The following is a 22,278-nucleotide window of genomic DNA, read 5'->3' on the forward strand; positions in this document are numbered from 1 at the left end:
ATGAAGAATTAAAGACAGTTTACAACGCGGCGGTGTCGTCCGAACGGCGGATTCTCCGAGGACGGTTTCGTTCGTAACGTAGGAGTGGTGATCATCGTGTTCGATCGGCACTCGCGATGACCGATCCACTCGCACCGCTGCAATACGGCTCGCCGCCGCCTCCGCCGCCACTCGGCAAGAGCAACGCGCCCCTGATTATCGGCATCGTCGTCGGAGCGCTCGTTCTGGTCACCGGCGGCTTCGTGGCCGGCCGCATGTCGGTGGACGGAGCCTCCGGTCTCACCGGCCCGTTCCAGCGTGCCGACAGCGGCGTGGTCACCGCCGAGCTGCCGACAATGGAGGTCGAGCCCGTGCAGGACGGGATCGTGGTGACCGATTCCGGCAGCGACGCGGCTCCGCACGCGGTGGACGGCAAGGTCTACGGACCGGGTGACATCGTCGGTCTTGCGGTCCGCACCGATGGCGCGAGTCTCGTGCTCACCACCGAATACAGTCGGTCCACCCCGATGGACCTGCTGTCCGGGGCGACCCGGATCCGGGTGGATACCGGCCGGGCCCCCACCTGTAAGGACAGCGTCCTGGACTCGTTCGACTGGTCGATCGACTACGACACGGACGGAGTCACCGTGTACCGGCCGGGCGCCGGCTGCGACGACGAGTTCCAGCAAACATCGATCGCCGGTGTCGCCGACATCTCCGGTAGCACCCTGACGGTCGAGGTCGACCTGGACAGTCTCGGTATCCGCTCCGGCCAAGAGGTGGTGGTGCGCGCCTGCATCAGCACGCGGATCGATTCCAGTTCCACCACATTCATCCAGGATTGGGCGCCGGACACCGCCAACGGCGCGACCGGAAGCCTCTGACCGGCGAGCGGGACCCCGGATCGATCGTTCGTCGCAGTTCGTCGGCGTCAGGTTACGCGCCGGCCGGTTCAGCCGAGGATCTCCGCCGCGGCCCGCAGTCCGGACAGGTAGGCACCGTGCACGGTCGCGGGGGATCGGCGGTAGGTCGCCTCCCCGGCGAAGTGCACCCGTCCGTCGACCGCTGCGGCGAGGTCGTCGCGCAGCGCAGGGGTCGAACCCACCGTGGCGTACGAGTAGGACCCACGGGCGAACGGATCCGCTGCCCATCGGGTGAGTTGCGTTCCGATCGGCTGCGGGACACCGGACCCGTACATGGTGCGCAAGGTTTGCAGCGCACTGTCGACGATCTCGGGGTCGCGCCACGACTCGATCCGCCGGCCGGCATCGCCGGCGGCGAAGCCGAGCAGGATCGGCCGGCCGGTGGGCCGGGCCAGGTTGATCCACTGTGTCCACCGGCTGTGGTCGGCGACCTCGGGCACAAAGCAGAGCCAGTCCGAGTCGGCCCAGAAGACCCGGGAGAACCGCAGGTAGAGCTTGTTCAGTACGCCGACCCCGAGCGCGGCTATCGCGTCCTGTTTGGCGTCGGGCAGCCCGGCGCCGAAGGTGATCGAGCCGCTCTGCAGTACCCCCAACGGCACCGTGACCACGACATGGTCGGCTCTCGCCGTTCCGGCCTGGGTGGTCACGGTGACCGCGTCGCCGGTCCGGTCGACTCGGGTGACGACCTGGCCGGTGCGGATGGTCAGGTCGCGGGCGAGGAACCGGGGTACCTGTTCGTAGCCGGCGGGGAAGAGAACATCGGCACCGTCGACGGCTGCGTCGTCGTCGAAGGTGAGCGCGGAAAGCTGGTCGGCGCTGCCGGCGAACTCCTGCTCGTAGTCGTCGAGCGCGTAGCCGAGCAGATTGCGCTCCGTTGCCGACAGCGTGTCCGCGTCGACCGCCGTCTCGACCACCCGGCGCAGCGACGTGTCGACGCCGCCGTGATCCTGGTAGGCACGCACCGCGTCGGCGGCGCGTTTCTGCCATCGGGCCAGCGCGTCGTCCTGATCGTCGGTGAGCGGACCGCCGGCCCAGCTGTACTGGCCGGCGCTGTCCGGATCGGTCACCACCGTGTCTGCGCCGGCCTGGGCGGCCAGCTCGCTGATCGGGTTGCCGTCGATCCCGTGGATCCAGGAGGCGCCGAGATCGACCGGCGCGTCGGTCCAGGCCCGGCTGGTCCACACCCGGCCGCCGATCCGGTCCCGGGCTTCGAACACCGTGACCCGACAGCCGCGTTCGGCGAGCCGACGGGCGGCGGCCAGGCCGGCGACCCCGGCGCCGACGACGATCACGTCCGGGCCGGCAGCCGCGGTGTCCGCGCACGCCGCAACCGTCGATGCGACGAGCAGCGCCGGTACGCCGAGACCCAACGCTCGGAGGACGTCGCGGCGCTGCATCGGCGGTTACGCCGAACCGGTGGTCCAGACCTGCTCGATCGGCGTGGCGGTGGTCGGCGGCGGCGTCGGGGTTCCGCCGGGAGTCCGGGAGAATCGCGGGGCCGGGGCGTGCTGGACCACCCCGTCGACCTCGATCAGCGAGCCCCGCGCCGCGATGTGCTTGTTCTCGGTCGCCTCGGACAGGGTCAGTACCGGCGTGGTGCAGGCGTCCGTGCCGTCGAAGATCGCCGCCCACTGGTCGCGGGTCTTGGTCCGGAACCGGTCGGCGAACAGGGCCCGCAGCTGTGCCTGGCCGGCCGGGTCGATCTGGGCCGGTAGACCGGCCGGATCGAGCTCGAGCAGCCGCAGCAGTTCGGCGTAGAACTGCGGTTCGATCGCGCCGACCGCCATGTACTTGCCGTCCGCGGTCTCATAAGTGTCGTAGAACGCCATTCCGGTGTCCAGCAGGTTGGTTCCGCGCTCGTCGCTCCACAGGCCGATTCCGCGCATGCCCCAGATCATGTGCGACAACGACAGCACCCCGTCGACCATCGCGGCGTCGATCACCTGCCCCCGGCCCGACGACGCCCGCTCGACCAACGCCGCCAGCACGCCCATGACCAGGTAGAGCGAGCCGCCGCCGAAGTCGCCGACCATGTTCAACGGTGGCACCGGGGCTTCGCCGGCCCGCCCGATCGCGTTCAGGATGCCGGTCTGCGAGATGTAGTTGATGTCGTGACCCGCGGTCTCGGCGAGCGGGCCGGACTGGCCCCAGCCGGTCATCCGGCCGTACACCAGTCGCGGGTTACGGGCCAGTGCGACGTCCGGCCCGATGCCCAGTCGCTCGGTGACCCCGGGCCGGAAGCCCTCGATCAGCACGTCCGCCCGATCGGCCAGTTCGAGGATCCGGGCCAGGTCGGCCGGGTCCTTGAGGTTCGCTTCGACGATCGTCCGGTTGCGCCACTGCGGCCGCTCCAGGAATCCGGGCAGCTGGCCGGCGCGTTGCACCCGCACCACATCGGCACCGAGATCGCCGAGCAGCAGTGCCGCATGCGGCCCCGGTCCGATCCCGGCCAGCTCGAGCACGCGAATGCCGGTGAGTGGGCCCTGTCGGTCACCCGCCGACGCTGCGGATTCGGACATGCGATACCTCCGTGTGATGAGACGTTTCGACGGCGAAGCGTCGCAACCCACGATAACGGTCCGATCTTCGGTGACCGCGCCATCGTCGCCGGTCCACGTCGGGTTGTGGGTGAGAATGCAGGGGTGGTCTGGATACTGCTCGTGTGCGCGATCGTCTGTGAGGTGACGGCGACGCTTGCGCTCCGTTACTCGGACGGGCTGACCCGGCTCCTGCCGGTGGTGATCACCCTGGTCGGCTACACGACGTCGTTCGTGCTGTTGTCCCAGGTGCTGGTCCGCGGGTTGGCGGTGGGGGTGGCGTACGCGATCTGGTCTGCGGTAGGTGTGGCAATAGTCGCGATCTTCGGTGTTCTGGTGCTCGGCGAAATGCTCAGCTGGCGCCAGGTGGCCGGGTTGGGTCTGGTGATCGCGGGTGTGGTGCTGTTGCAATCGGGGGTGCAGGCATGAGTGCAAACGGGGAAATCCTGATCGGACTGGTGATCGCGGTCGGTCTGGTCGGGGTCCTGGTGCCGGTGCTGCCCGGGGTGTTGCTGATCGCCGTCGCCATCGGGTTCTGGGCGGTCCGCACCGGGACCGAGATCGGCTGGATCGTCTTCGGCGTCGCCGCCGCACTGTTGGTGGGGGCCGGGGTGGTCAAGTACACCTGGCCGGGCCGGCGGATGCGGTACGCCGGGATACCCGGCCGGTCCCTGCTGGTCGGCGCGCTGCTCGCGATCGTGGGCTTCTTCGTGATCCCGGTGCTCGGGTTGCCGATCGGTTTCGTCGTCGGGATCTACCTGGCCGAACTGCTGCGACTGCGCCGGAATCGGCTTGCCTGGCAGTCGACTGTGCACGCGGTGAAGGCAACCGGGCTGGCGCTGCTCATCGAGTTCACCGGCGCATTACTCGCCAGCGGCGTCTGGGTGATCGGTGCGGTGCTCAGCTGAGTCCCCGGCCGGGCCCGCACCGAAGCGGCCGCTGTCTGCGGCGTGTGCGATCGGCGGTAGCCGATAGAACTGCCGTGCGTTCTCCGTCACCACCGCTGTCCAGCCGTCCGGGCCGACCGCTTCGGCGATCAGCTCGAGATCGGCCCGATCGAAACGTCGGTCGGGGCCGGGGAGATCGGTGCCGAACATCAGCGCGGCGGGATTCACTGCGTGGATGCGGCGCATCGCACTCACCAGGTCGAGCCCAGTCCGGCGGAATCCCGATGCTTTCACCCGGACCCCGCGATCGACCAGGGCGAGCACGTAGGGCATCGCCTCTTCGGACATGCCGAGATGATCGATGCTCAATGCCGGGAGCTTGGCCAGCACCGGCTGCAGCGAGGCGAGCATCGGCCCGTCGGCGAACAGCTCGACATGCCAGCCGACCAGCTCGTGCGCCCGCAGCGCCTGCAGGGTGAGGCCTTCGATGTCGATCGCCGCCCGGGCCAGGTTGAACCGGATTGCCCGGACGCCGATCCGATCCAACTCGATGATCTCGTCTTCGGTCGCCTCCGGGTCGAGCTGGGTCACCCCGACCCAGTCGGTGCCCAGCTCCGGCAGGATTGCTTTCAGGTAGCCGTGGTCGTTGTCATGGATTGCTCCACTGACCACCACGCCCCCGTCGATGTCCAGATCGGCGACTTCCGCGCGGTAGTCGGCGACTGTGAACGGGGCCGGCGAATCGCCGTCGTCCTCGGTCAGCGGGAAGCGCGGATCGATGATGTGTACGTGTGCGTCGAACACGTGTACAGCATGCCGCAGGGAGGCTGCCGATACGTAGTCGACGCCACCGCGGTGCGGTGAAGGTCACGCCACCGATTCGATCGGGTCACACCTTGTGCGGCTCGCTGGCCCGCAGCATGTCCTCGCGCTCGACCACCTTGACCCGCTCCCGGCCTTCCGGCTCGCCCAACGAGCGCTCATGGGCGTCGAGGCGGTACCAGCCGTCCCAGGTGGTGAACGGAACGCCCTTGGTCTCCAGGAAGTCGACGATCGCCGACAGTTCCGGCTCGGTCGCACCCGGCAGGGTCGGCCGGTCCTCGAGCAGGCAGGCCACCGTCTCGTTCGCGTCGCCTTTGGTGTGCCCGATCAGCCCGACCGGGCCGCGCTTGATCCACCCCGTCACGTACGTTGCGGGGAGGTAGCGATCTGCTCCGTCGGCGTCTTCGTCGGCCAGTACGCGGCCGGCCTCGTTCGGCACCGTGCCGGCCTGGTCGTCGAACGGCAACGCCACCACGTTCTCCGACAGGTAGCCGACCGCCCGATACACCGCCTGCACCGCCCATTCGTTGAACACTCCGGTACCGCGAACGTTGCCGGTGCCGTCCAATTCGGTGCGTTCGGTGCGCAGCCCGACCACCCGGCCGTCGGCGCCCAGAATCTCGTGTGGCGATTCGAAGAAGTGCAGGAACAGCTTGTGCGGGCGGTCGCCGACGTCCCGGATCGCCCAGTCCTGCAGCGTGTTGGCGACCATGTCGACCTGCTTCGAGTGCCGGCGCGCGGCTTCCGACCCGGCGTCGTAATCGATGTCGGAGGGGTCGACGATCACCTCGATGGTCGGTGAATGATCGAGTTCGCGCAGTTCCAGCGGGGTGAACTTGGCCTGTGCCGGGCCGCGGCGGCCGAACACGTGGACCTCGCGCGCACGGTTCTCGCGCAACCCGTCGTAGACATTCGGCGGGATTTCGGTCGGCAGCAACTCGTCGCCGGTCTTGGCGAGCACTCTGGCGACATCGAGCGCCACATTGCCCACGCCCAGGACCGCGACCTTCTCGGCATCCAGCGGCCAGGTGCGCGGCACATCCGGGTGGCCGTCGTACCACGAGACGAAGTCGGCGGCACCATACGAGCCGTCCAGGTCGATCCCGGGGATATCCAGCGCGCGGTCGGCGTTGGCGCCGGTGGAGAAGATGACCGCGTCGTAGAACCGGCGCAGATCGGACAAGGTGATGTCGGAGCCGTAGTCGATGTTGCCGAACAGCCGGACCTGGTCCTTGTCCAGCACCTTGTGCAGCGCGGTGATGATGCCCTTGATCCGCGGGTGGTCGGGTGCGACGCCATATCGGATCAGGCCGAACGGTGCAGGCATCCGCTCGAAGAGATCGATCGCGACCTCGGTACCGGATTTCATCAGCGCATCGGCGGCGTATATTCCGGCCGGTCCGGCGCCGACGATCGCGACCCGGAGCGGCCGGACGGGCGTGGGCGCTGGAACGGTCTGCTCAGTCATCGTATTTGCGTGCACCTTTGCAAACGGCGGTTCGGGGCGGGTCCGGCGGCCGAATCCCGGCACGCGGAATCGGTTCTCCAGCCTGGACCGTGGGTAGTCAGTCTATCGTCGCCCCGAGAGCGATGCGCAATCCGACTCGGGCGGCGTCCGCCGCGTCGGGCGAACGATCTGCCCGTGCTCGCAGAGCCGCGGGCGGGGTGTCGCGTCGCCGGCCGACCGGTACCGGTCCGATCCCGGCGATCGGTTGCCGGAGCTGCTGCGACGCAGCCGGACGACGACGAAAACCGGCAGGCAGGACGTGGTTTGTCCGATTCATCCACCCGGTTGGAGCGGACTTCGGGGGTCCGGATCGCCGACGTCGACAGCTCGCGGACGTCGGCCGGTCGGCGCGCGGTCCGGCGCGATCTCCGGCGGGCGGCGTCGACGCGGCCCGGCGTGGGCAATCTCACTCCGGCCTGGGCGGTGTGACGAGCCCGGCATCGGTCGGCCGGGCCCGCCGCTGAGGAGGCGCGATGCTATCTTTCGAACAGGTCATGAGCGTCGGCATCGAAGCCCCGGGCTCGCTGGTCGGCAACCCGCCGCCGCGGCGTGGGCTGCCCCGGGTGACGACCAGGCCGCGCCCGACCGGGCGGGCAGGCGCGGACTCCGCACCGTCCGCAGGGAATCGGGAGTCCAGGTGGCGAAAGGTATATCGACGTGAGCTACGCCGGTGATGTCACTCCGCAGCAAGCATGGGATCTGCTGCGCGACCGGCCGGACGCCGTTCTGGTCGACGTTCGGACCGAGCAGGAGTGGCAGACGATCGGGGTGCCCGACATCAGCGAGTTGAGTCGCCCGGTTCACTTCGTGGAGTGGGTCGACGCGCAGGGCAGCCCGAATCCGGCCTTCCTGGCGCAGTTGCAGGCGGCCGGTGTTGCGACCGGACCGGTGGTCTTCATCTGTCGTTCCGGGCAGCGGTCCGAACACGCGGCCGTCGCTGCCACGGCCGCCGGAATCGCACCGTCGTACAACCTGAGCGGTGGATTCGAGGGAGAGGTCGGGCCGCTCGGTCAGCGCGATGTGAACGGCTGGAAAGTGCTCGGCCTGCCCTGGACCCGGCGGTGACCGACAGCGCAGCGACCGACAGCGGAGCGACCGACAGCGCAGCGGACGACGGACCGAGCCGGCCGACCGGGGGTGGGTTCGTTCGGCCGTTGCCGCCCGAGGTCGGCCCGGCCACCCTTGCCGTACGCGGCGGGCTCGCCCGGTCGGGCTTCGAGGAGACCGCCGAGGCGCTCTACCTCACCTCCGGTTTCGTCTACGCGAGCGCGGCCGCAGCGGAGGCCGCGTTCACCGGCGAGGTCGACCACTACGTCTATTCGCGCTACGGCAATCCGACCATCGGGATGTTCGAGGAGCGGATGCGGCTGATCGACGGCGCGGCGGCATGCTTCGCCACGGCCAGCGGGATGTCCGCGGTGTTCACCGCGCTCGGTGCGTTGCTGCAGGCCGGGGACCGGCTGGTCGCGGCGCGCAGCCTGTTCGGATCGTGCTTCGTGGTCTGCAACGAGATCCTGCCGCGATGGGGAATCCGGACCGAGTTCGTCGACGGTGACGACCTGGATCAGTGGGAGCGGGCGCTCGCCCAGCCGACCGCCGCGGTGTTCTTCGAGACCCCGGCGAATCCGATGCAGACACTGGTCGATATCCGGCGGGTGGTCGAGCTGTCGCACGCGGCCGGCGCTCAGGTCGTGCTGGACAACGTGTTCGCCACGCCGTTGCTGCAGCGCGGGTTCGATCTCGGGGTGGACGTGGTGGTGTACTCCGGCACCAAGCACATCGACGGTCAGGGCCGAGTGCTGGGCGGCGCGATCCTGGGTTCCCGGGATTACATCGACGGTCCGGTCAAGACCTTGATGCGGCATACCGGCCCGGCGCTCAGCCCGTTCAACGCCTGGACCCTGCTGAAGGGTTTGGAGACCATGCCGCTGCGGGTGCGGGCGAGCACGTCCGCGGCACAGCAGATCGCCGAGTTTCTGGCGCAGCATCCGCGGGTGCGCTGGGTCCGGTACCCGTATCTGGTATCACACCCGCAATACGAGCTGGCGAAACGCCAGATGAGTGGTGGCGGAACAGTTGTCACGTTCGAGCTGGATGCCGCGGCAGGCGCGGGTAAGCAGCGTGCCTTCGAGGTGCTGGACAAGCTGCGGATCGTCGACATCTCGAACAACCTCGGCGATGCCAAGACGTTGATCACCCATCCGGCGACGACGACGCACCGGGCGATGGGCCCGGACGGCCGGGCCGCGATCGGGCTCACCGACGGAGTCGTTCGAATCTCGGTCGGGCTGGAAGACGTCGACGACATTCTCGAAGACCTGACAAGTGCATTGAAATAGGCTCGAATCCCGTTTTTTTGCGCTAACGATCTTGATCTGTACCATTCCGGCCCATGACCGTCGACGTAGGTATCGCGCCGCAGGCGCGTGTCGCGCTGGGCAATGCAGTCTAGTCGCGGCGTCGGGAGCTGCGGTTGACCAGACAGCAGGTATACGGAAGGGGTGGGCCGTCCGCACCCACCCTGGTTCAAATCGAACAGGGCACTGCATCCAAGATGCGACCCTCGACGCTGCGCAAGCTCGATTGCGGACTCGACTGGCCGCTCGGCACCGCATCTCGCGTGCTGGCAGGTGAACGACCAACTGCGACAGCTGATTCCGGCTATCCTCGGTCGACGTTGACCCGCCCGCCGTTCGATCGGGTGGAGGCCGAGGAGGCGGCCGAACTGCTCACCGTGCTCGCCGATCCGATCCGACTCGCAATGCTCAGCATCGTCGCCGCGCATGTCGACGGTGAGGCCTGCGAGGCGGAGATCGCCGAGGTGTTCGACCTCAGCTCGACGGACAATGCCAGACATCTGCGGGCGCTGTGTGCGGCCGAGCTGCTCGAACCGGCACCGCGCGGAGCCTGGACCTATTACCGGGTCACGGCGATCGCCCGGCGGCGGATCGATCAGATGCTGGACCGGGTGTTGCGTCGCCGGAGCTGACCCCTTCGGCACCGATCGGCCCGACCGGGAACGGTTGCCCGGTCCGGCCGATCAGGTCGGCGATCGAATCGACCACCAGGGTCGGCCGGTACGGCGAGCGTTCGACCGTGCGCTCGGACGAGATTCCGGACGTCACCAGGATGGTGCGCATACCGGCCTCCAAACCGGCCACGATGTCGGTGTCCATCCGGTCGCCGATCATCACGGTGTGCTCGGAGTGTGCTCCGATGGCGTTCAGCGCCGAGCGCATCATCAGGGGGTTGGGTTTGCCGACGTAGTACGGGTCGCGTCCGGTCGCCCGGCTGATCAGCGCTGCGACCGACCCGGTTGCCGGCAGCGTCCCTTGCAGCGATGGTCCGGTCGGGTCCGGGTTGGTCGCGATGAACCGCGCGCCCGCCTCGACCAGGCGGATGGCGGTGGTGATCGCCTCGAACGAGTAGGTCCGGGTCTCGCCCAGCACCACGTAATCGGGGTCGACGTCGGTGAGCACGTAGCCGATCTCGTGCAGCGCGGTGGTCAGGCCGGACTCGCCGACCACGTACGCGGTGCCGCGCGGTTGCTGGTCGTCCAGGAACGCTGCGGTGGCCAGCGCGGACGTCCAGATCGCGCGCTCCGGAATATCCAGCCCGCTGCGGCGCAGCCGCGCCCGCAGGTCCCGTGGAGTCCGAATCGAGTTGTTGGTCAGCACCATGAACGGGGTGTCGTTCGCCCGCAACTCCGCCACGAACTCGTCCGCGCCGGGCACCAGGTGCTCCTCGTGCACCAGCACACCGTCCATATCGGACAGGTAAGCCAGCGGCTTGCGGTCGGCGGTCACGCGAAGCATTGTTTCCCGGCCGGTCGACAGATCCGGGGCAGCCGCGCCGGGAAATCCACAAAAGACCTGGCGCCCGTTTTTCATTGCCGGGCAACCACGGTCGCCGTGCCGGTAACCGGGCCGTTCGATCATCGCGTGTCGGTTGCGCACATCGCGCCGACGGTGGTCCGCGGCTAGGCTCGCGGCCATGATCGGCACCGGTGCCCCGGAAACCTCGAGTGTGTATATCGCTTCTCCCGAAGGCGCGACCGGAAAGTCGACCGTTGCGCTCGGCGTGCTCCAGATGCTTTGCGCGATCACGGCATCCGTCGGGGTATTCCGGCCGATCGCCCGCACCGGCGACGAGCGCGACTACGTCCTGGAGCTGCTGCTCGATCGCACGACAGCCGATATCGGCTACGACGAGGCGATCGGCGTCACCTACGACCAGGTACATGCCGATCCCGAGGCTGCGTTGGCCGAGATCGTGCTGCGGTACCACGCGGTCGCGGAACGCTGCGACGCGGTGGTGGTCGTCGGCAGCGACTACACCGACGTCGCCAGCCCCAGCGAACTCACCTTCAACGCCCGGATCGCGGTGAACCTGGGCGCGCCGGTGCTGCTCGTCGTCCGGGGGGTCGATCGAACGCCGGCCGAGATAGTGCACCTGGTCGAGCTGTGTCAGGGCGAGCTGGCCGCCCAGCGGGCGCATCTGGTTGCGGTGGTGGTGAACCGGTGCGACCCGAGTGAACTCGACGCGGTCGCCGAGGCGCTGGCGCCGGCCGGTGTGCCGGCCTGGACCCTGCCGGAAGCTCCGTTGCTGTCCGCGCCGACGATGGCCGAACTGCAGCGCGCGATCGGCGGCGAACGCTACGGCGGCGATCCCGAACTGCTGCAACGAGAGGTGCTGAAGGTGATGGTCGGCGGCATGACCGCCGAGCACATCCTGGAACGGTTGACCGACGGCGTGGCGGTGATCGTGCCCGGCGACCGTTCCGATGTGCTGCTCGCGCTGGTCAACGCACACGAGGCGACCGGGTTCCCGTCGCTGGCCGGGATCGTGATGAACGGCGGCATCCGGCCGCACCCGGCGATCGCCGAGCTGATCGAGAACATGCACCTGCGGTTGCCGATCCTGACCACCGACCTGGGTACCTACGACACCGCGGCCGCCGCCGCCCGGACCCGGGGCCGGGTTGCCGTGGGTTCGCCGGCGAAGGTGGACACCGCCCTCGCGCTGATGGAGCAGCGGGTGGACCCGGTCGAACTGATCCGGTTGATCGAGGTGCCGATCCCGACGGTGACCACGCCGCAGATGTTCGAGTACCAGCTGATCCACCGGGCACGGGTCAACCGACGGCACATCGTGCTGCCGGAAGGCACCGACGACCGGATTCTGCGGGCTGCCGGTCGGGTCCTGCAGCGGCGGATCGCCGATCTCACCATCCTCGGCGACGAAGCGACGATCCGCGGACGGGCGGCCGAGTTGGGGGTGGACCTGACTGCGGCGCAGGTGCTCGATCCGGCCACGTCGGATCTGCTCGACGAGTTCGCCGACGAGTATGCCCGGTTGCGCGCGAGCAAGGGGATGACGGTCGAACGGGCCCGCGAGTACGTGGCCGACATCTCCTACTTCGGCACCATGATGGTGTACCGCGGGCTGGCCGACGGGATGGTGTCCGGTGCCGCGCACACCACGGCGCACACCATCCGGCCGGCCTTCCAGATCATCAAGACCGAGCCCGGAGTGGACACGGTGTCCAGCGTGTTCCTGATGTGTCTGGCGGATCGGGTGCTCGCCTACGGCGACTGCGCCGTCGTGCCCGATCCGACCGCCGAACAGCTTGCCGATATCGCGATCTCGTCGGCGCAAACCGCCGCCCAGTTCGATATCGAGCCGCGGGTGGCCATGCTGTCCTACTCCACCGGGGAGTCGGGTAGCGGTGCCGATGTGGACAAGGTGCGTGCGGCGACCGAGCTGGTCCGGGCGCGGGCGCCGCAGCTGCTGGTGGACGGCCCGATCCAGTACGACGCGGCGATCGACCCGGACGTCGGGTCGGCCAAGCTGCCGGACTCGCCGGTCGCCGGTCGAGCCACCGTCTTCGTCTTTCCCGACCTGAACACCGGCAACAACACCTACAAGGCGGTGCAGCGCAGTGCCGGCGCGGTGGCGATCGGGCCGGTGCTGCAAGGTTTACGCAAGCCGGTCAACGACCTTTCCCGTGGCGCGCTGGTCGCCGACATCGTGAACACGGTGGCAATCACCGCGATCCAGGCCGCCGCCGAGGCCGGGGCGATCGAATGAGCGACTTGGTGCTGGTGCTCAACTCCGGCTCGTCGTCGCTGAAATACCAACTGGTACAACCGGAGTCCGGTGAATCTCGGGTCGCCGGACTGATCGGCCGGATCGGTGAGCCGGAGTATCCGGCCGATCACGAAGCGGCGCTGGTAGCCGCGTTCGAGGCGATCGCCGCGGCCGGCTACGACCTCGCCGCGCTCGGGCTGCGCGCGGTCGGGCACCGGGTGGTGCACGGCGGGGACCAGTTCTATCGGCCGACCCTGGTCACCGACGAGGTGGAACGGGAGATCGAGCGGTTGGCCGAGCTCGCCCCGTTGCACAACCCGGCCAATCTGCGCGGCATCCGCAGTGCCCGGGCGCTGCTGCCGGGGGTCCCGCACGTCGCGGTGTTCGACACCGCGTTCTTCCACGGTCTACCGGCGGCCGCGCGCACCTACGCGATCGACCCGGCGGTGGCCGCCCGGTACGGCATCCGGCGGTACGGATTCCACGGCACGTCGCACGAGTATGTCGCCGGGCAGGTGCCGCAGCTGCTCGATCGTGACCCGGCGACGGTGAACCAGATCGTGCTGCATCTGGGCAACGGCGCGTCCGCATCGGCGATCGCCGGCGGCCGCCCGATCGACACCAGCATGGGATTCACCCCGTTGGAGGGGCTGGTGATGGGCACCAGGTCGGGTGATCTCGACCCCGGCATCCTGCTCCATCTGGACCGGGCCGGGATGACCGCGGCGGACCTGGACGCGCTGCTCAACCAGCACTCCGGGCTGCGTGGGATGGCCGGCGCGAACGATTTCCGCGAACTGTCGGCGATGGTCGAGGCCGGCGACTCGGCGGCGCAGCTCGCCTATGCGGTGTACCTGCATCGGCTGCGCCGGTACATCGGGGCGTATCTGATCGAGTTGGGCGGCGCGGACGCGATCACGTTCACCGCCGGGGTCGGGGAGAACAGCGTCGCGGTGCGGGCGGACGCCCTGGCCGGGCTGGACCGGTTCGGGATCGCCGTCGATCCCGAGCGCAACGCCGCGCCGGCGCGGTCGGCGCGAGTGATCTCGCCGGCCGGCGCGCCGGTCGCCGTGCTGGTGGTGCCGACCGACGAGGAACTCGCGATCGCCCGGGCCGCCGCCGAGGTGGCGACCGGGCAGCCGGACTGAGCGGTGCCGGGTTACCGCCAGGTGCGGGGCCGGAGCTGGTTCGCCAGGTCCACCAGTGCGTAGCGGTGTCGGCGGCTGGGCGCAGCCCGGGCCAGCTGCCGCAGGCCGGCTTCGGTGCCGGCGCGCAGGCCCCGCTCGGTGAACGGCACGCCGAGCAGCGTCGATTTCGGCGAGGCCGGGGACCGGCCGGACGCGGCCCACTCGACCGCCGCGCTCAGCACCAGGGTGCGCAGTGGTAGCTGATGGACCTCGTCCGGTGGCAGGACCGACAGTCGCTCGGCGGCCTCGCGCAGATCGAGCTCGGTCAGCTCGGTCGCCGGCCGCGCGGTGAGCAACAACAGGATCGCGGTGATCTGGGCTTCGTCGTGATGGCGCGAGGCGACCGGCACCTCGTCCAGGATGTCGATCCCGGCCCGCACGTCCCCGGCCGTCACCAGCTGCCGGGCCAGCCCGAACGCCGCGCTTGCCACGCTGTGATCGGTCCGCCAGACGGTTCGGTAATAGTGTTGCGCGTGCGCTTGCCACTGCCCCGGGTCTGCCGATTCCCAGTGCTGCACGATGAGTTCTGCGGTCGCCGCGATGGCTAACTGGGGTGCGATCTCGCCCGGCAGCGCGTCTCGGACGGTGTCGAAGTGCTCGTAGGCTGCCTGATAGGACCGGCTCAGTAAGGCGGCCAGGCCCGCGTACCAGATCGGCCGCCAATCGGCGGGATGGTCGGTGCGCAGCTGCTCCACCGCGGCGCCGAGCTGGTCGGCGTCCCCACGGTCGAGGTAGACCTGCAGCTCGGCCAGTCCGACCGCGATCTGCGCTTGTGGGTCGTCGGTGCTGGCTTTCACCGCGGCCAGCGCATCCAGTGCGTGGGCCGGCTCGGCCCGTCCGGCGGCAGCGAGCAAGGTTGCGACCGGATCGGCCGGGTCGTCGATCGGCACCGGAAGCGCGGCGGCAACGCTGCGTGCGACCAGGCGCTCGCGGCGTTGGATGCCGTCGCTGAAGGCGTCCAGCCGGCCGGTGACGTAGCGGGTGCCGAAGCTGTCGCGTTGCGCACTGAACATCCGGGACAGATGCGGATGTTCGAGGCCGGTGCGGGTGGAGACGATCTCGCGGAGCACGCCGGTGAGTTGGTCGGCGGTCTCGGCGGCCGACCCGAAACGCCGCGCCGGGTCGGGGTCGGTGGCACGGCTGAGGAACCGGGCGAACGAGTCGTTGTCGTGCAAGGTCGGCGTGCTCGCCCGCTCGGGCAGGCCGTCCAGATAGCGACCGTGCTGCATCGGCAGGTTCAGGGTGAGGACCGCCAGCGTGCGTCCCACCGTGTAGATGTCGGATGCGACGGTGGGACCGGTTCGGGCGATCTCCGGCGCCTGGAAGCCGGGGGTGCCGTAGAGCTCCCCGTATGCGTCGAACAGCGCGACCGCACCCAGGTCGATCAGCACGACCCGGTCCGGGGTGACCATGATGTTGTCCGGCTTGAGGTCGTTGTAGGCCAGCCCGGTGGAGTGCAGGTATTCCATCGCCGGGAGGACCTCGAGCAGGTAGCCGATGGCCGCCTCCAGCGGCATCCGGGCCGGCCGGGGATGCTCGTCGAGCATCGCGGTGAGCGACCGGCCGCCGACGTACTCCATCACGATGTAGCCGATCACCGAGCCTTCGGGATAGGCCTGCTCGACGAAGTTGTGGATCTTCACGATGCTGGGGTGCGATACCTCGGCGAGAAACTGCCGTTCCGCGACCGCGACCTGTTGGGCTTTCGTGTCACCGGTGTGCAGCAGGCCCTTCAACACCACCCAGCGGTCGCTGACGTTGCGGTCGACCGCCAGGTAGATCCAGCCCAAGCCGCCGTGGGCGATGCAGCCCTGCACCTCGTACTGATCGGCGACCAGATCGCCGGGACCCAACGCGGGCCGAAAATCGAAGGGTGCGCCGCAGTTCGGGCAGGTACCGACGGCCGCGCCCGGCGCCCGGGGGGTAGTGCGACCGACCGGTTCACCACACCGCCAACAGAACCGCTTGCCTTCCGGGACCAGCGGGTCGGCCAATACCTCGTTGGCCGGGTCGGTCGGTTCGATGGTGGCGACGGGGACCAATCCGGCGCCGATCCGGCGGGTCTCCGGCGCCGACCCGGTCCGCAGACTGCGGCCGACCGGTCCGGTGTCGAGCAGGCTCATCTCGATCGGCCCGGTGTCGAGCAGGCCCATCGCGACCGGCGCGGTGCCGACCGGTTCGGTACCTGCCGACGCCGCACTTTCCGGCGCCGCACTTGCCGAACCAGCGGTTACCGGTTCGGTACCGCCCGCGGGTTGGGTGGCGGCCGACCGGTCGCCGAGTTCGGGTTCGAGGTCGCTGGGGCGCATGCCGGCTCAGTCCTCATACCGCGCCGGCGGTGGTCCGGGGGACGGACCGAGGACGCTCAGCCAGCGGTTGTAGATGCGGTTCCAGGTGCCGTCGGCGCGGATGCGTTCCAGCGTCCGGTTGACGAAGCGGACCAGATCGTCGTTTCCCTTGTGGATGCCGATGCCGTACAGCTCGTTGCTGAACCGGGCGCCGACTATCTCCAGATACGGGTCCTGCGCGGCCAGCCCGGCGAGGATCGAATCGTCGGTACTGATCGCATCGACCTGCCCTTGCTGCATCGCGACCAGGCAATCCGCCCAGGTCGGGACGGTCAGCAGCCGCGCGGCCGGCTGTTCGGTGCGGACTCGTTGTTGCGAGGTGGTGCCGGCGGCCACACACACCGACCTATCGGCGAGGTCGGCGATCCCGTCGATCCCGGACCCGTGCACCACCAGTACTCGTTGTCCGGTTGCGTAGTACCCGGTGGAGAACGTCACCCGCTGGCGTCGATCGCAGGTGATGGTCATCGTCTTGGCCACGATGTCGGTGAGGTTGTTCTCCAGGGCGGCCAGCCGGTCGGCCGAGTTGAGGATCCGGTACTCCACTCGCTCCCGGTCGCCGAACAGGTCGAACGCGATCTCCTTCGCGATGTCGACGTCGAACCCGTTCAGGATCCCGGTGACCGGGTCCCGGAAGCTGAACAGATTGCTGCCCCAGTCCAGCCCGACGATCAACCGTCCGCGGGCCCGAATCGCGTCCAGCGTCGGGCCTTCGGTGATGCCGTCCGGACGCAGGCTGGCCGTCGGGTCGCCACAATCGGTGGTCGCCGGCGCGGGGACCGGCGCGGTTTCGGTGGTCGCGCCGTCCGGCAGCGGCGGTTCGGCGTATACCGCGGTGGTCGGGTCGGCGGCGGCCGGCCCGGGCGGCTCGGAGGTGGCGCAGCCGGCGAGCGCGGTCCAGGCGGCGAATCCGCCGGCCGCCACCCGAATCGGCACGGCCCGGATCACTGATACTCCCGAATCCGGGGGGTGAAGCCGGCCGCCACCGCGATCGCGGCGGCGATGCCGAGCACCGCCGCCGCCGGGGTGAGCAGGTCCAGCCAGCGGGCGGCCACATGGAAATCGTGCCTCGAGCGCTCGCGGGTCTCGGCGATGCCGACCGCCAGCGCGTCGTCCAGGACGGCTTGCTCGACGGTGACCGCGGCGTACTGGGCACCGATCGCGGCCAGCCGTGAGCTGTCCACGATGCCGCCGCTGATCACGTCGTTCAGCCGGCGGTGTGCCGCCGCCCAGCGGTCTCGGGCTGCTTTCGCGCGGGCGACCTGGTCGGCGCCGGCCTGCGCGCGGTAGCTGTTCAGCCGGTCGGTGAGCTGATCGAAATCGTTGGTGAAGTTGGTGTCGTAGTCTGCGGTCACGTCGGGTAGCAGGATCTTCAGGGTTTCGTTCGATCGGGCGTGCTGGGCGTAGATCCGGCACTCGGTGAGTTCGCCGAGCGGTGTCGTGCCCTGCTGGACGGCGCGGCGGCCGTACACCGCGGACATCGTCCCGGCAATGGTCAGCCAGCCGAACAACACCACCAGCAGGGTCGTCGCCGCGACCAGCCAGGGACTGATCAGCCGGCGCGAGCGGCGGGTCAGGTACAGCTGGGCCGCGGTCAGCGCGATCAGCGTGCCGCCGAGCACGATCAGGGCCGCGACCGGTAGCCGTCGCTGGCGTTCCGCCTCGACGGCGACGCTGTCGGCCCGGTGCTCGTGCAGCTGTCGGGCGGCGGGCAGGATCGTCTGCTGCATCAGGGCCGACGCCTCGGCGAGATACGCCACCCCGACCGGGTTTCCGCTGCGGTTGTTCGCCCGAGCGGTTTCCACCACCCCGGTATAGACCGGCAGTTCGGTGGCGACGGTACGTTGCAGCTGCCGAATTTCCGGCGGGTCGTCGACCCGGATCGCGATCGCGGCGTCGGCCGCGGCCTCGCCGATCGCCTGCAGATAGCGTTCGCGCAAGATGGGCTGCCCCAAGCCGCCGGCGATGAACGCCGATCCCACCGACGCGTCCGCCATCGACAGCGCGACGTAGAGCCGCTGGGTGGTGTAGGCGAGCGGTTCGGTCTCGTCGAGCAGGTTGTCGAGCGCGTTCTGGCGGGTGTGCGCGGTGAGCCCGGCCATCGCACCGGTGGCCAGGCAGAGCGCGGCGACCACGGTGGCAACTCCGAGTAACCGCGCCGGTGATGAGCGGAGAAACTCGCGGTCTGACCCCACCACGTCTTGGACCTCCGTCAGGTCGGCTCCGCACGACCGGCGCCGGGTCGGCCGAACGGGGGTGTTCGTCAAATGCGGTTGGTCGAATGCGTGTTGTCGAGAGAGCGGGATGTGCGTCGGGAGCGGGGGTGATTCGGTGGCCGACGGGCACTTCGATAATACAGTCGAGACATGCGCGGCGATGGTGACGGCTGGATGATCAGCCCCGACGGGTCTCGCCAGTGGGGCCGTCACGGTGCTGCGGGTCTGTTGCTTCGAGCACCGCTTGCCGACGGTCGCGCTGTGGTGTTGCTGCAGCACCGAGCGGTCTGGAGCCACCAGGGCGGTACCTGGGGTGTGCCCGGCGGTGCTCGGGACTCACACGAGTCGGCAGTGCACGCGGCGGTTCGCGAGGCCGGGGAGGAAGCCGGGATCGCCGCCGACTCGCTCCGGGTTCGCGCCGAGTTGGTGACCGCCCGGGCGGCCAGCGGCTGGACCTACACCACCGTGGTGGCCGATACCGCCGAACCTTTGGCCACCGTGCGGAATCGGGAAAGTGCCGAACTGCGTTGGGTCGTCGAGGACGAGGTCGCCGGGCTGGCCTTGCACCCGGGTTTCGGCGCGGCGTGGACGACGCTGCGGGCCGAGCCGGTGCGGTTGCTGGTGCACGATCTGGACCGGACCGCCGCGGCCGAACTCCTGGCGGCGCTGCCCCGGACGATCGGTCTCCCCGGCGGCGGTTTTGGTTGGCTGGCCGGTGACGACCGGGTTGCTGCGGCGCGGACCGCGGTGCTGGCCGACCCGGTGCCGGACGGCGCGGAGCTCGCCTTCACCCGCGCTCAGGTGCTGTCCTGACACACACGCGCGCGTCGAGGGAGCACTGTGGGATTTCGCTACTCGGCCGATGCCGCCGTCATTGCTCCGTCGGCGCGCATTGGTCCGTCGGCACGGCCAAGGCCGCGCGCAGCCGGCGCGCCGCGGCTTCCGGGTCCGCGGCCGCGGTGATGGCCCGGACGACGACGACGCGGCGCGCGCCCGCGGTGAGCAGGTCGGGCAGTCGTTCGGCGTCGATCCCGCCGATCGCGAACCAGGGCCGCTGTGGTGCGGCGGCAGCTGTGGCGGTGACCAGGCCCAACCCGGTCGCCGCCCGACCGGGTTTGGTCGGGGTGGCCCAGAGCGGGCCGGTGCAGAAATAGTCCACCCCGGGTTCGCCGGCGGCCGCGGCGGCCTGTTCGGGAGTGTGCGTCGAGCGGCCGATCAGCACATCCGGGCCGAGAACACGGCGGGCGACCGGAACCGGCAGATCGTCCTGCCCCAGATGCAGGACGTCCGCGCCGGCGGCCAGGGCCAGGTCGGCCCGATCGTTCACGGCGAGCAACGCGCCGTGCCGCCGGGCGGATCGGCCGAGCACCGTGAGCGCGGCGAGTTCGGCGGTCGGGGGCAAGGGACCGAAGCGTTGTTCCCCCACCGAGCCCTTGTCCCGAAGTTGCACGATGTCCACCCCACCGGCCAGTGCGGCATCGACGAACTCGGCCAGATCACCTCGTTCGCGGCGAGCGTCGGTACACAGGTAGAGCCGGGCGGTCGCGAGCCGGGCCCTGCGAGAATCAGCAGCGAGCACGTCCATAGACCGTAGTCAGCCGATCCGCAAAGTGAGGTGAGGGCCGTGCGCAGTCTTGCCGTGGTCGGCGGTGGCGTGATCGGGCTCGCGATCGCCGCCCGCGCTGCCGATCAGGGTTGGGTGGTCACCGTGCACGACCCGGCGCCGGCCCGCGGGGCGTCCTGGGTGGCCGGCGGGATGCTGGCGCCGCTGTCGGAGAGCTGGCCCGGCGAGGACGCGGTGCTCGGCTTCGGTGCGGCGGCGCTGGAACGCTGGCCGGGTTTCGCGCGCTGGTTGGGGCGCGATGATCTGTTCACCGCGACCACCACGCTCACCGTCGCGCTGGATACGGCCGACATCGCCGATCTGCGCACGGTGGCCGACTGGGTCGGGGAGCGCGGGCACGAACTTCGACTGCTGAACCGGGCCGAAATCCGGGCCGTGGCGCCCGGTCTTGCCCGAGCGGTCCGCGCCGGGCTGCTGTCGTTGGCCGAACCCGCGGTGGACAACCGGGCCTTGGTCGGCGCGTTGCTCGCGGCTGCGGTGAAGTCCGGCGTTCGGTATGCCGAGGTGGTGCACGACCTGGCCGACGTGACCGCCGACCAGGTGGTGCTCGCCGCCGGGGCGGCCTCGGCGGAACTCTGGCCGGGTTTGCCGGTGCGTCCGGTGAAGGGGGAGATCCTGCGGCTGCGCACTCGGCCCGGGGTGGCGCGGCCGCCGGCGCAGGTGTTGCGGGCCCGCGTCCACGGCCGACCGGTCTACCTGGTGCCGCGCGCGGACGGCCTGGTGGTCGGCGCCACCCAGTACGAGTCCGGTAACGACACCGCGGTCACGGTGGGCGGGGTGCGCGATCTGATCGCCGACGCCGAGACGTTGTTGCCCACGCTCGGCGAGTACGAGCTGGCCGAAGTGAGCGCCGGGCTGCGTCCGATGACCCCGGACAATCTGCCGCTGCTCGGCCGGGTCTCCGACCGGGTGGTCGTCGCTACCGGTCATGGCCGCAACGGGGTCCTCACCACGCCGCTCACCGCCGACGCCGTGCTCGCGGCGCTGGCAGGTGAGACGCTGGAGGTTGCGCGGTGCGCAGATCCGCACAGATTCGAACCGGGAGGTCGATTGTGATCGGTGTGACGGTGAACGGTACGGAGCACTACTTCGAATCCGAACTGACCATGCGCGGGCTGCTCGCCCAGCTCGGAATGCCCGAGCGTGGGATCGCGGTCGCAGTCAACGGCGGAACGCTGGCCCGGGATCATTGGGACGAGCCGGTGCAGCGGGGATGGGTGATCGATGTGTTGACCGCGGTGCAGGGCGGTTGAGCGGTCAGGTGGCGGCCGGCGTGACCGATCCGCTGATCATCGCCGGCCGGAAGTTCGATTCCCGGCTGATCATGGGGACCGGCGGTGCGGCGAGCCTGACCGTTCTGGCCGAGGCGTTGGTCGAGTCCGGCACCGAGCTGACCACGGTCGCGTTGCGTCGGATCGACCCGACCGGGGAGACCGGCGTGCTCGATCTGCTGCACCGGCTGGCTATCGCTCCGCTGCCGAACACGGCGGGCTGCCGGACCGCGGCCGAGGCGGTGCTCACCGCCCGGTTGGCCCGCGAAGCGCTGGAGACCGCCTGGGTGAAGCTCGAGGTGATCGCCGACGACCGGACGTTGCTGCCGGATGCGGTGGAGTTGCTCGACGCCGCCGAACAGCTCGTGGACGACGGATTCATCGTGCTGCCGTACACCACCGACGATCCGGTGCTGGCGCGCCGGCTCGAGGACGCCGGCTGCGCTGCGGTCATGCCGCTCGGGTCGCCGATCGGCACCGGGCTGGGCATCCTCAACCCGCACAACATCGAGCTGATCGTCGGCGCCGCCGGCGTGCCGGTGATCCTGGATGCCGGTCTGGGGACGGCCAGCGATGCGGCCCGCGCGATGGAGCTCGGCTGTGCAGCGGTGTTGCTTGCGACCGCGGTGACCCGCGCCCGGCAGCCGACGTTGATGGCGGCCGCGATGCGGGACGCGGTGCGGGCCGGCCGGAACGCGCATCTGGCCGGCCGGATTCCGCAGCGGTTCTGGGCCCAGGCATCGTCCCCCGACCGGGACGAATAACCCGACCCGAAACCATCGATAAAAGTTTGATAAACAATATGATTTTTTCGTCGTGGGCAAACTCGTCGCGGCAAGTTGGCGAGTAAAAACAAGACACTTCCAACTCAGTTGAAATGCTAATTT

At 69.6% G+C, this 22,278-nt stretch carries 22 protein-coding genes and 1 riboswitch; of the genes, 13 read left to right on the forward strand and 9 right to left on the reverse strand.

Annotated features, from left to right (window positions below):
- Positions 1 to 116: 116 nt before the first annotated feature.
- Positions 117 to 863, forward strand: a complete 747-nt coding sequence (locus KV203_RS02015) for a hypothetical protein (protein ID WP_066466907.1) — start codon at positions 117 to 119, stop codon at positions 861 to 863.
- Positions 864 to 931: 68 nt separating this feature from the next.
- Here the strand turns inward: KV203_RS02015 and KV203_RS02020 are convergent, their stop codons facing one another.
- Together KV203_RS02020 and KV203_RS02025 are read right to left on the reverse strand one after the other, a co-directional pair.
- Positions 932 to 2,299: a flavin monoamine oxidase family protein gene (locus KV203_RS02020; RefSeq protein ID WP_066466906.1), complete on the reverse strand. Its 1,368-nt coding sequence runs from the start codon at positions 2,297 to 2,299 to the stop codon at positions 932 to 934.
- A 6-nt stretch (positions 2,300 to 2,305) separates the two neighbouring features.
- Entirely contained in the window at positions 2,306 to 3,421 is a 1,116-nt protein-coding gene (locus KV203_RS02025) for a CaiB/BaiF CoA transferase family protein (RefSeq protein WP_066466905.1), read from the reverse strand.
- Positions 3,422 to 3,544: 123 nt separating this feature from the next.
- On the opposite strand from KV203_RS02025, the gene KV203_RS19505 reads away from it, so the two are divergent.
- Both KV203_RS19505 and KV203_RS02035 read left to right on the forward strand, forming a co-directional pair.
- On the forward strand, positions 3,545 to 3,868 hold the full coding sequence (locus tag KV203_RS19505) for a DMT family transporter (RefSeq protein WP_066466904.1): 324 nt from the start codon (positions 3,545 to 3,547) through the stop codon (positions 3,866 to 3,868).
- Positions 3,865 to 4,347 (forward strand): DUF456 domain-containing protein, encoded by a 483-nt coding sequence (locus KV203_RS02035; RefSeq protein ID WP_066466903.1) that lies wholly within the window; start codon positions 3,865 to 3,867, stop codon positions 4,345 to 4,347. Before KV203_RS19505 ends, KV203_RS02035 begins: the two co-directional genes overlap by 4 nt.
- Here KV203_RS02035 and KV203_RS02040 read toward each other — a convergent pair.
- Together KV203_RS02040 and KV203_RS02045 are read right to left on the reverse strand one after the other, a co-directional pair.
- Complete coding sequence (locus tag KV203_RS02040; protein WP_083529758.1) at positions 4,303 to 5,130, reverse strand: amidohydrolase family protein; 828 nt, start codon at positions 5,128 to 5,130, stop codon at positions 4,303 to 4,305. The two genes, KV203_RS02035 and KV203_RS02040, sit on opposite strands and share 45 nt — an antisense overlap.
- Before the next feature lie 85 nt (positions 5,131 to 5,215).
- The gene (locus KV203_RS02045; protein ID WP_066467194.1) at positions 5,216 to 6,616 is read right to left on the reverse strand and encodes an FAD-dependent oxidoreductase; all 1,401 of its coding nucleotides are present in this window, start codon (positions 6,614 to 6,616) and stop codon (positions 5,216 to 5,218) included.
- 303 nt (positions 6,617 to 6,919) lie between these two features.
- Between KV203_RS02045 and KV203_RS02050 the strand changes: the two genes are divergently transcribed.
- The 4 genes from KV203_RS02050 to KV203_RS02065 all read left to right on the forward strand — a co-directional run bounded on the left by KV203_RS02050 (position 6,920) and on the right by KV203_RS02065 (position 9,644).
- A complete protein-coding gene (locus KV203_RS02050) occupies positions 6,920 to 7,084 on the forward strand; it encodes a hypothetical protein (protein ID WP_157079646.1) in 165 nt (54 codons plus the stop codon).
- A 61-nt stretch (positions 7,085 to 7,145) separates the two neighbouring features.
- A riboswitch (SAM riboswitch) is annotated at positions 7,146 to 7,261 on the forward strand.
- 51 nt (positions 7,262 to 7,312) lie between these two features.
- Positions 7,313 to 7,720, forward strand: a complete 408-nt coding sequence (locus KV203_RS02055) for a rhodanese-like domain-containing protein (RefSeq protein ID WP_066466901.1) — start codon at positions 7,313 to 7,315, stop codon at positions 7,718 to 7,720.
- An 89-nt stretch (positions 7,721 to 7,809) separates the two neighbouring features.
- Positions 7,810 to 8,994, forward strand: coding sequence for an O-succinylhomoserine sulfhydrylase (locus KV203_RS02060; protein ID WP_066467186.1), 1,185 nt, complete (start codon positions 7,810 to 7,812; stop codon positions 8,992 to 8,994).
- Between the two features lie 338 nt (positions 8,995 to 9,332).
- Positions 9,333 to 9,644 (forward strand): ArsR/SmtB family transcription factor, encoded by a 312-nt coding sequence (locus KV203_RS02065; protein ID WP_217995927.1) that lies wholly within the window; start codon positions 9,333 to 9,335, stop codon positions 9,642 to 9,644.
- Here KV203_RS02065 and KV203_RS02070 read toward each other — a convergent pair.
- Positions 9,580 to 10,470, reverse strand: a complete 891-nt coding sequence (locus KV203_RS02070; protein WP_083529807.1) for an HAD-IIA family hydrolase — start codon at positions 10,468 to 10,470, stop codon at positions 9,580 to 9,582. The two genes, KV203_RS02065 and KV203_RS02070, sit on opposite strands and share 65 nt — an antisense overlap.
- A gap of 178 nt (positions 10,471 to 10,648) precedes the next feature.
- Between KV203_RS02070 and pta the strand changes: the two genes are divergently transcribed.
- The gene (gene pta / locus KV203_RS02075; RefSeq protein WP_066466899.1) at positions 10,649 to 12,745 is read left to right on the forward strand and encodes a phosphate acetyltransferase; all 2,097 of its coding nucleotides are present in this window, start codon (positions 10,649 to 10,651) and stop codon (positions 12,743 to 12,745) included.
- Complete coding sequence (locus KV203_RS02080; RefSeq protein WP_066466898.1) at positions 12,742 to 13,893, forward strand: acetate kinase; 1,152 nt, start codon at positions 12,742 to 12,744, stop codon at positions 13,891 to 13,893. Before pta ends, KV203_RS02080 begins: the two co-directional genes overlap by 4 nt.
- An 11-nt stretch (positions 13,894 to 13,904) precedes the next feature.
- Here KV203_RS02080 and KV203_RS02085 read toward each other — a convergent pair whose 3' ends face one another.
- The 3 genes from KV203_RS02085 to KV203_RS02095 are packed head-to-tail and all read right to left on the reverse strand — an operon-like array spanning position 13,905 to position 18,478.
- Positions 13,905 to 16,241 (reverse strand): serine/threonine-protein kinase, encoded by a 2,337-nt coding sequence (locus KV203_RS02085; RefSeq protein WP_083529756.1) that lies wholly within the window; start codon positions 16,239 to 16,241, stop codon positions 13,905 to 13,907.
- Positions 16,242 to 16,247: 6 nt separating this feature from the next.
- Complete coding sequence (locus tag KV203_RS02090) at positions 16,248 to 17,228, reverse strand: glutamate ABC transporter substrate-binding protein (RefSeq protein ID WP_373279185.1); 981 nt, start codon at positions 17,226 to 17,228, stop codon at positions 16,248 to 16,250.
- Positions 17,225 to 18,478 carry a hypothetical protein gene (locus KV203_RS02095; RefSeq protein ID WP_157079645.1) on the reverse strand — a complete coding sequence of 418 codons (1,254 nt, stop codon included), beginning with the start codon at positions 18,476 to 18,478 and terminating at the stop codon, positions 17,225 to 17,227. The genes KV203_RS02090 and KV203_RS02095 overlap by 4 nt, the downstream gene beginning before the upstream one ends.
- A gap of 168 nt (positions 18,479 to 18,646) precedes the next feature.
- Here KV203_RS02095 and KV203_RS02100 point away from each other — a divergent pair, with 168 nt between their 5' ends.
- Entirely contained in the window at positions 18,647 to 19,309 is a 663-nt protein-coding gene (locus KV203_RS02100; protein WP_083529755.1) for an NUDIX hydrolase, read from the forward strand.
- 58 nt (positions 19,310 to 19,367) lie between these two features.
- Here KV203_RS02100 and thiE read toward each other — a convergent pair whose 3' ends face one another.
- The gene (gene thiE, locus KV203_RS02105) at positions 19,368 to 20,075 is read right to left on the reverse strand and encodes a thiamine phosphate synthase (RefSeq protein WP_246600455.1); all 708 of its coding nucleotides are present in this window, start codon (positions 20,073 to 20,075) and stop codon (positions 19,368 to 19,370) included.
- 45 nt (positions 20,076 to 20,120) lie between these two features.
- Between thiE and thiO the strand changes: the two genes are divergently transcribed.
- The 3 genes from thiO to thiG all read left to right on the forward strand — a co-directional run bounded on the left by thiO (position 20,121) and on the right by thiG (position 22,155).
- Complete coding sequence (gene thiO / locus KV203_RS02110) at positions 20,121 to 21,176, forward strand: glycine oxidase ThiO (RefSeq protein ID WP_066466895.1); 1,056 nt, start codon at positions 20,121 to 20,123, stop codon at positions 21,174 to 21,176.
- Between the two features lie 11 nt (positions 21,177 to 21,187).
- Positions 21,188 to 21,373, forward strand: a complete 186-nt coding sequence (thiS, locus tag KV203_RS02115) for a sulfur carrier protein ThiS (protein WP_246600456.1) — start codon at positions 21,188 to 21,190, stop codon at positions 21,371 to 21,373.
- A gap of 71 nt (positions 21,374 to 21,444) precedes the next feature.
- The gene (gene thiG / locus KV203_RS02120; protein WP_246600878.1) at positions 21,445 to 22,155 is read left to right on the forward strand and encodes a thiazole synthase; all 711 of its coding nucleotides are present in this window, start codon (positions 21,445 to 21,447) and stop codon (positions 22,153 to 22,155) included.
- Positions 22,156 to 22,278: the final 123 nt, after the last annotated feature.

This window comes from Skermania piniformis (assembly GCF_019285775.1).
GTDB lineage: Bacteria > Actinomycetota > Actinomycetes > Mycobacteriales > Mycobacteriaceae > Skermania > Skermania pinensis.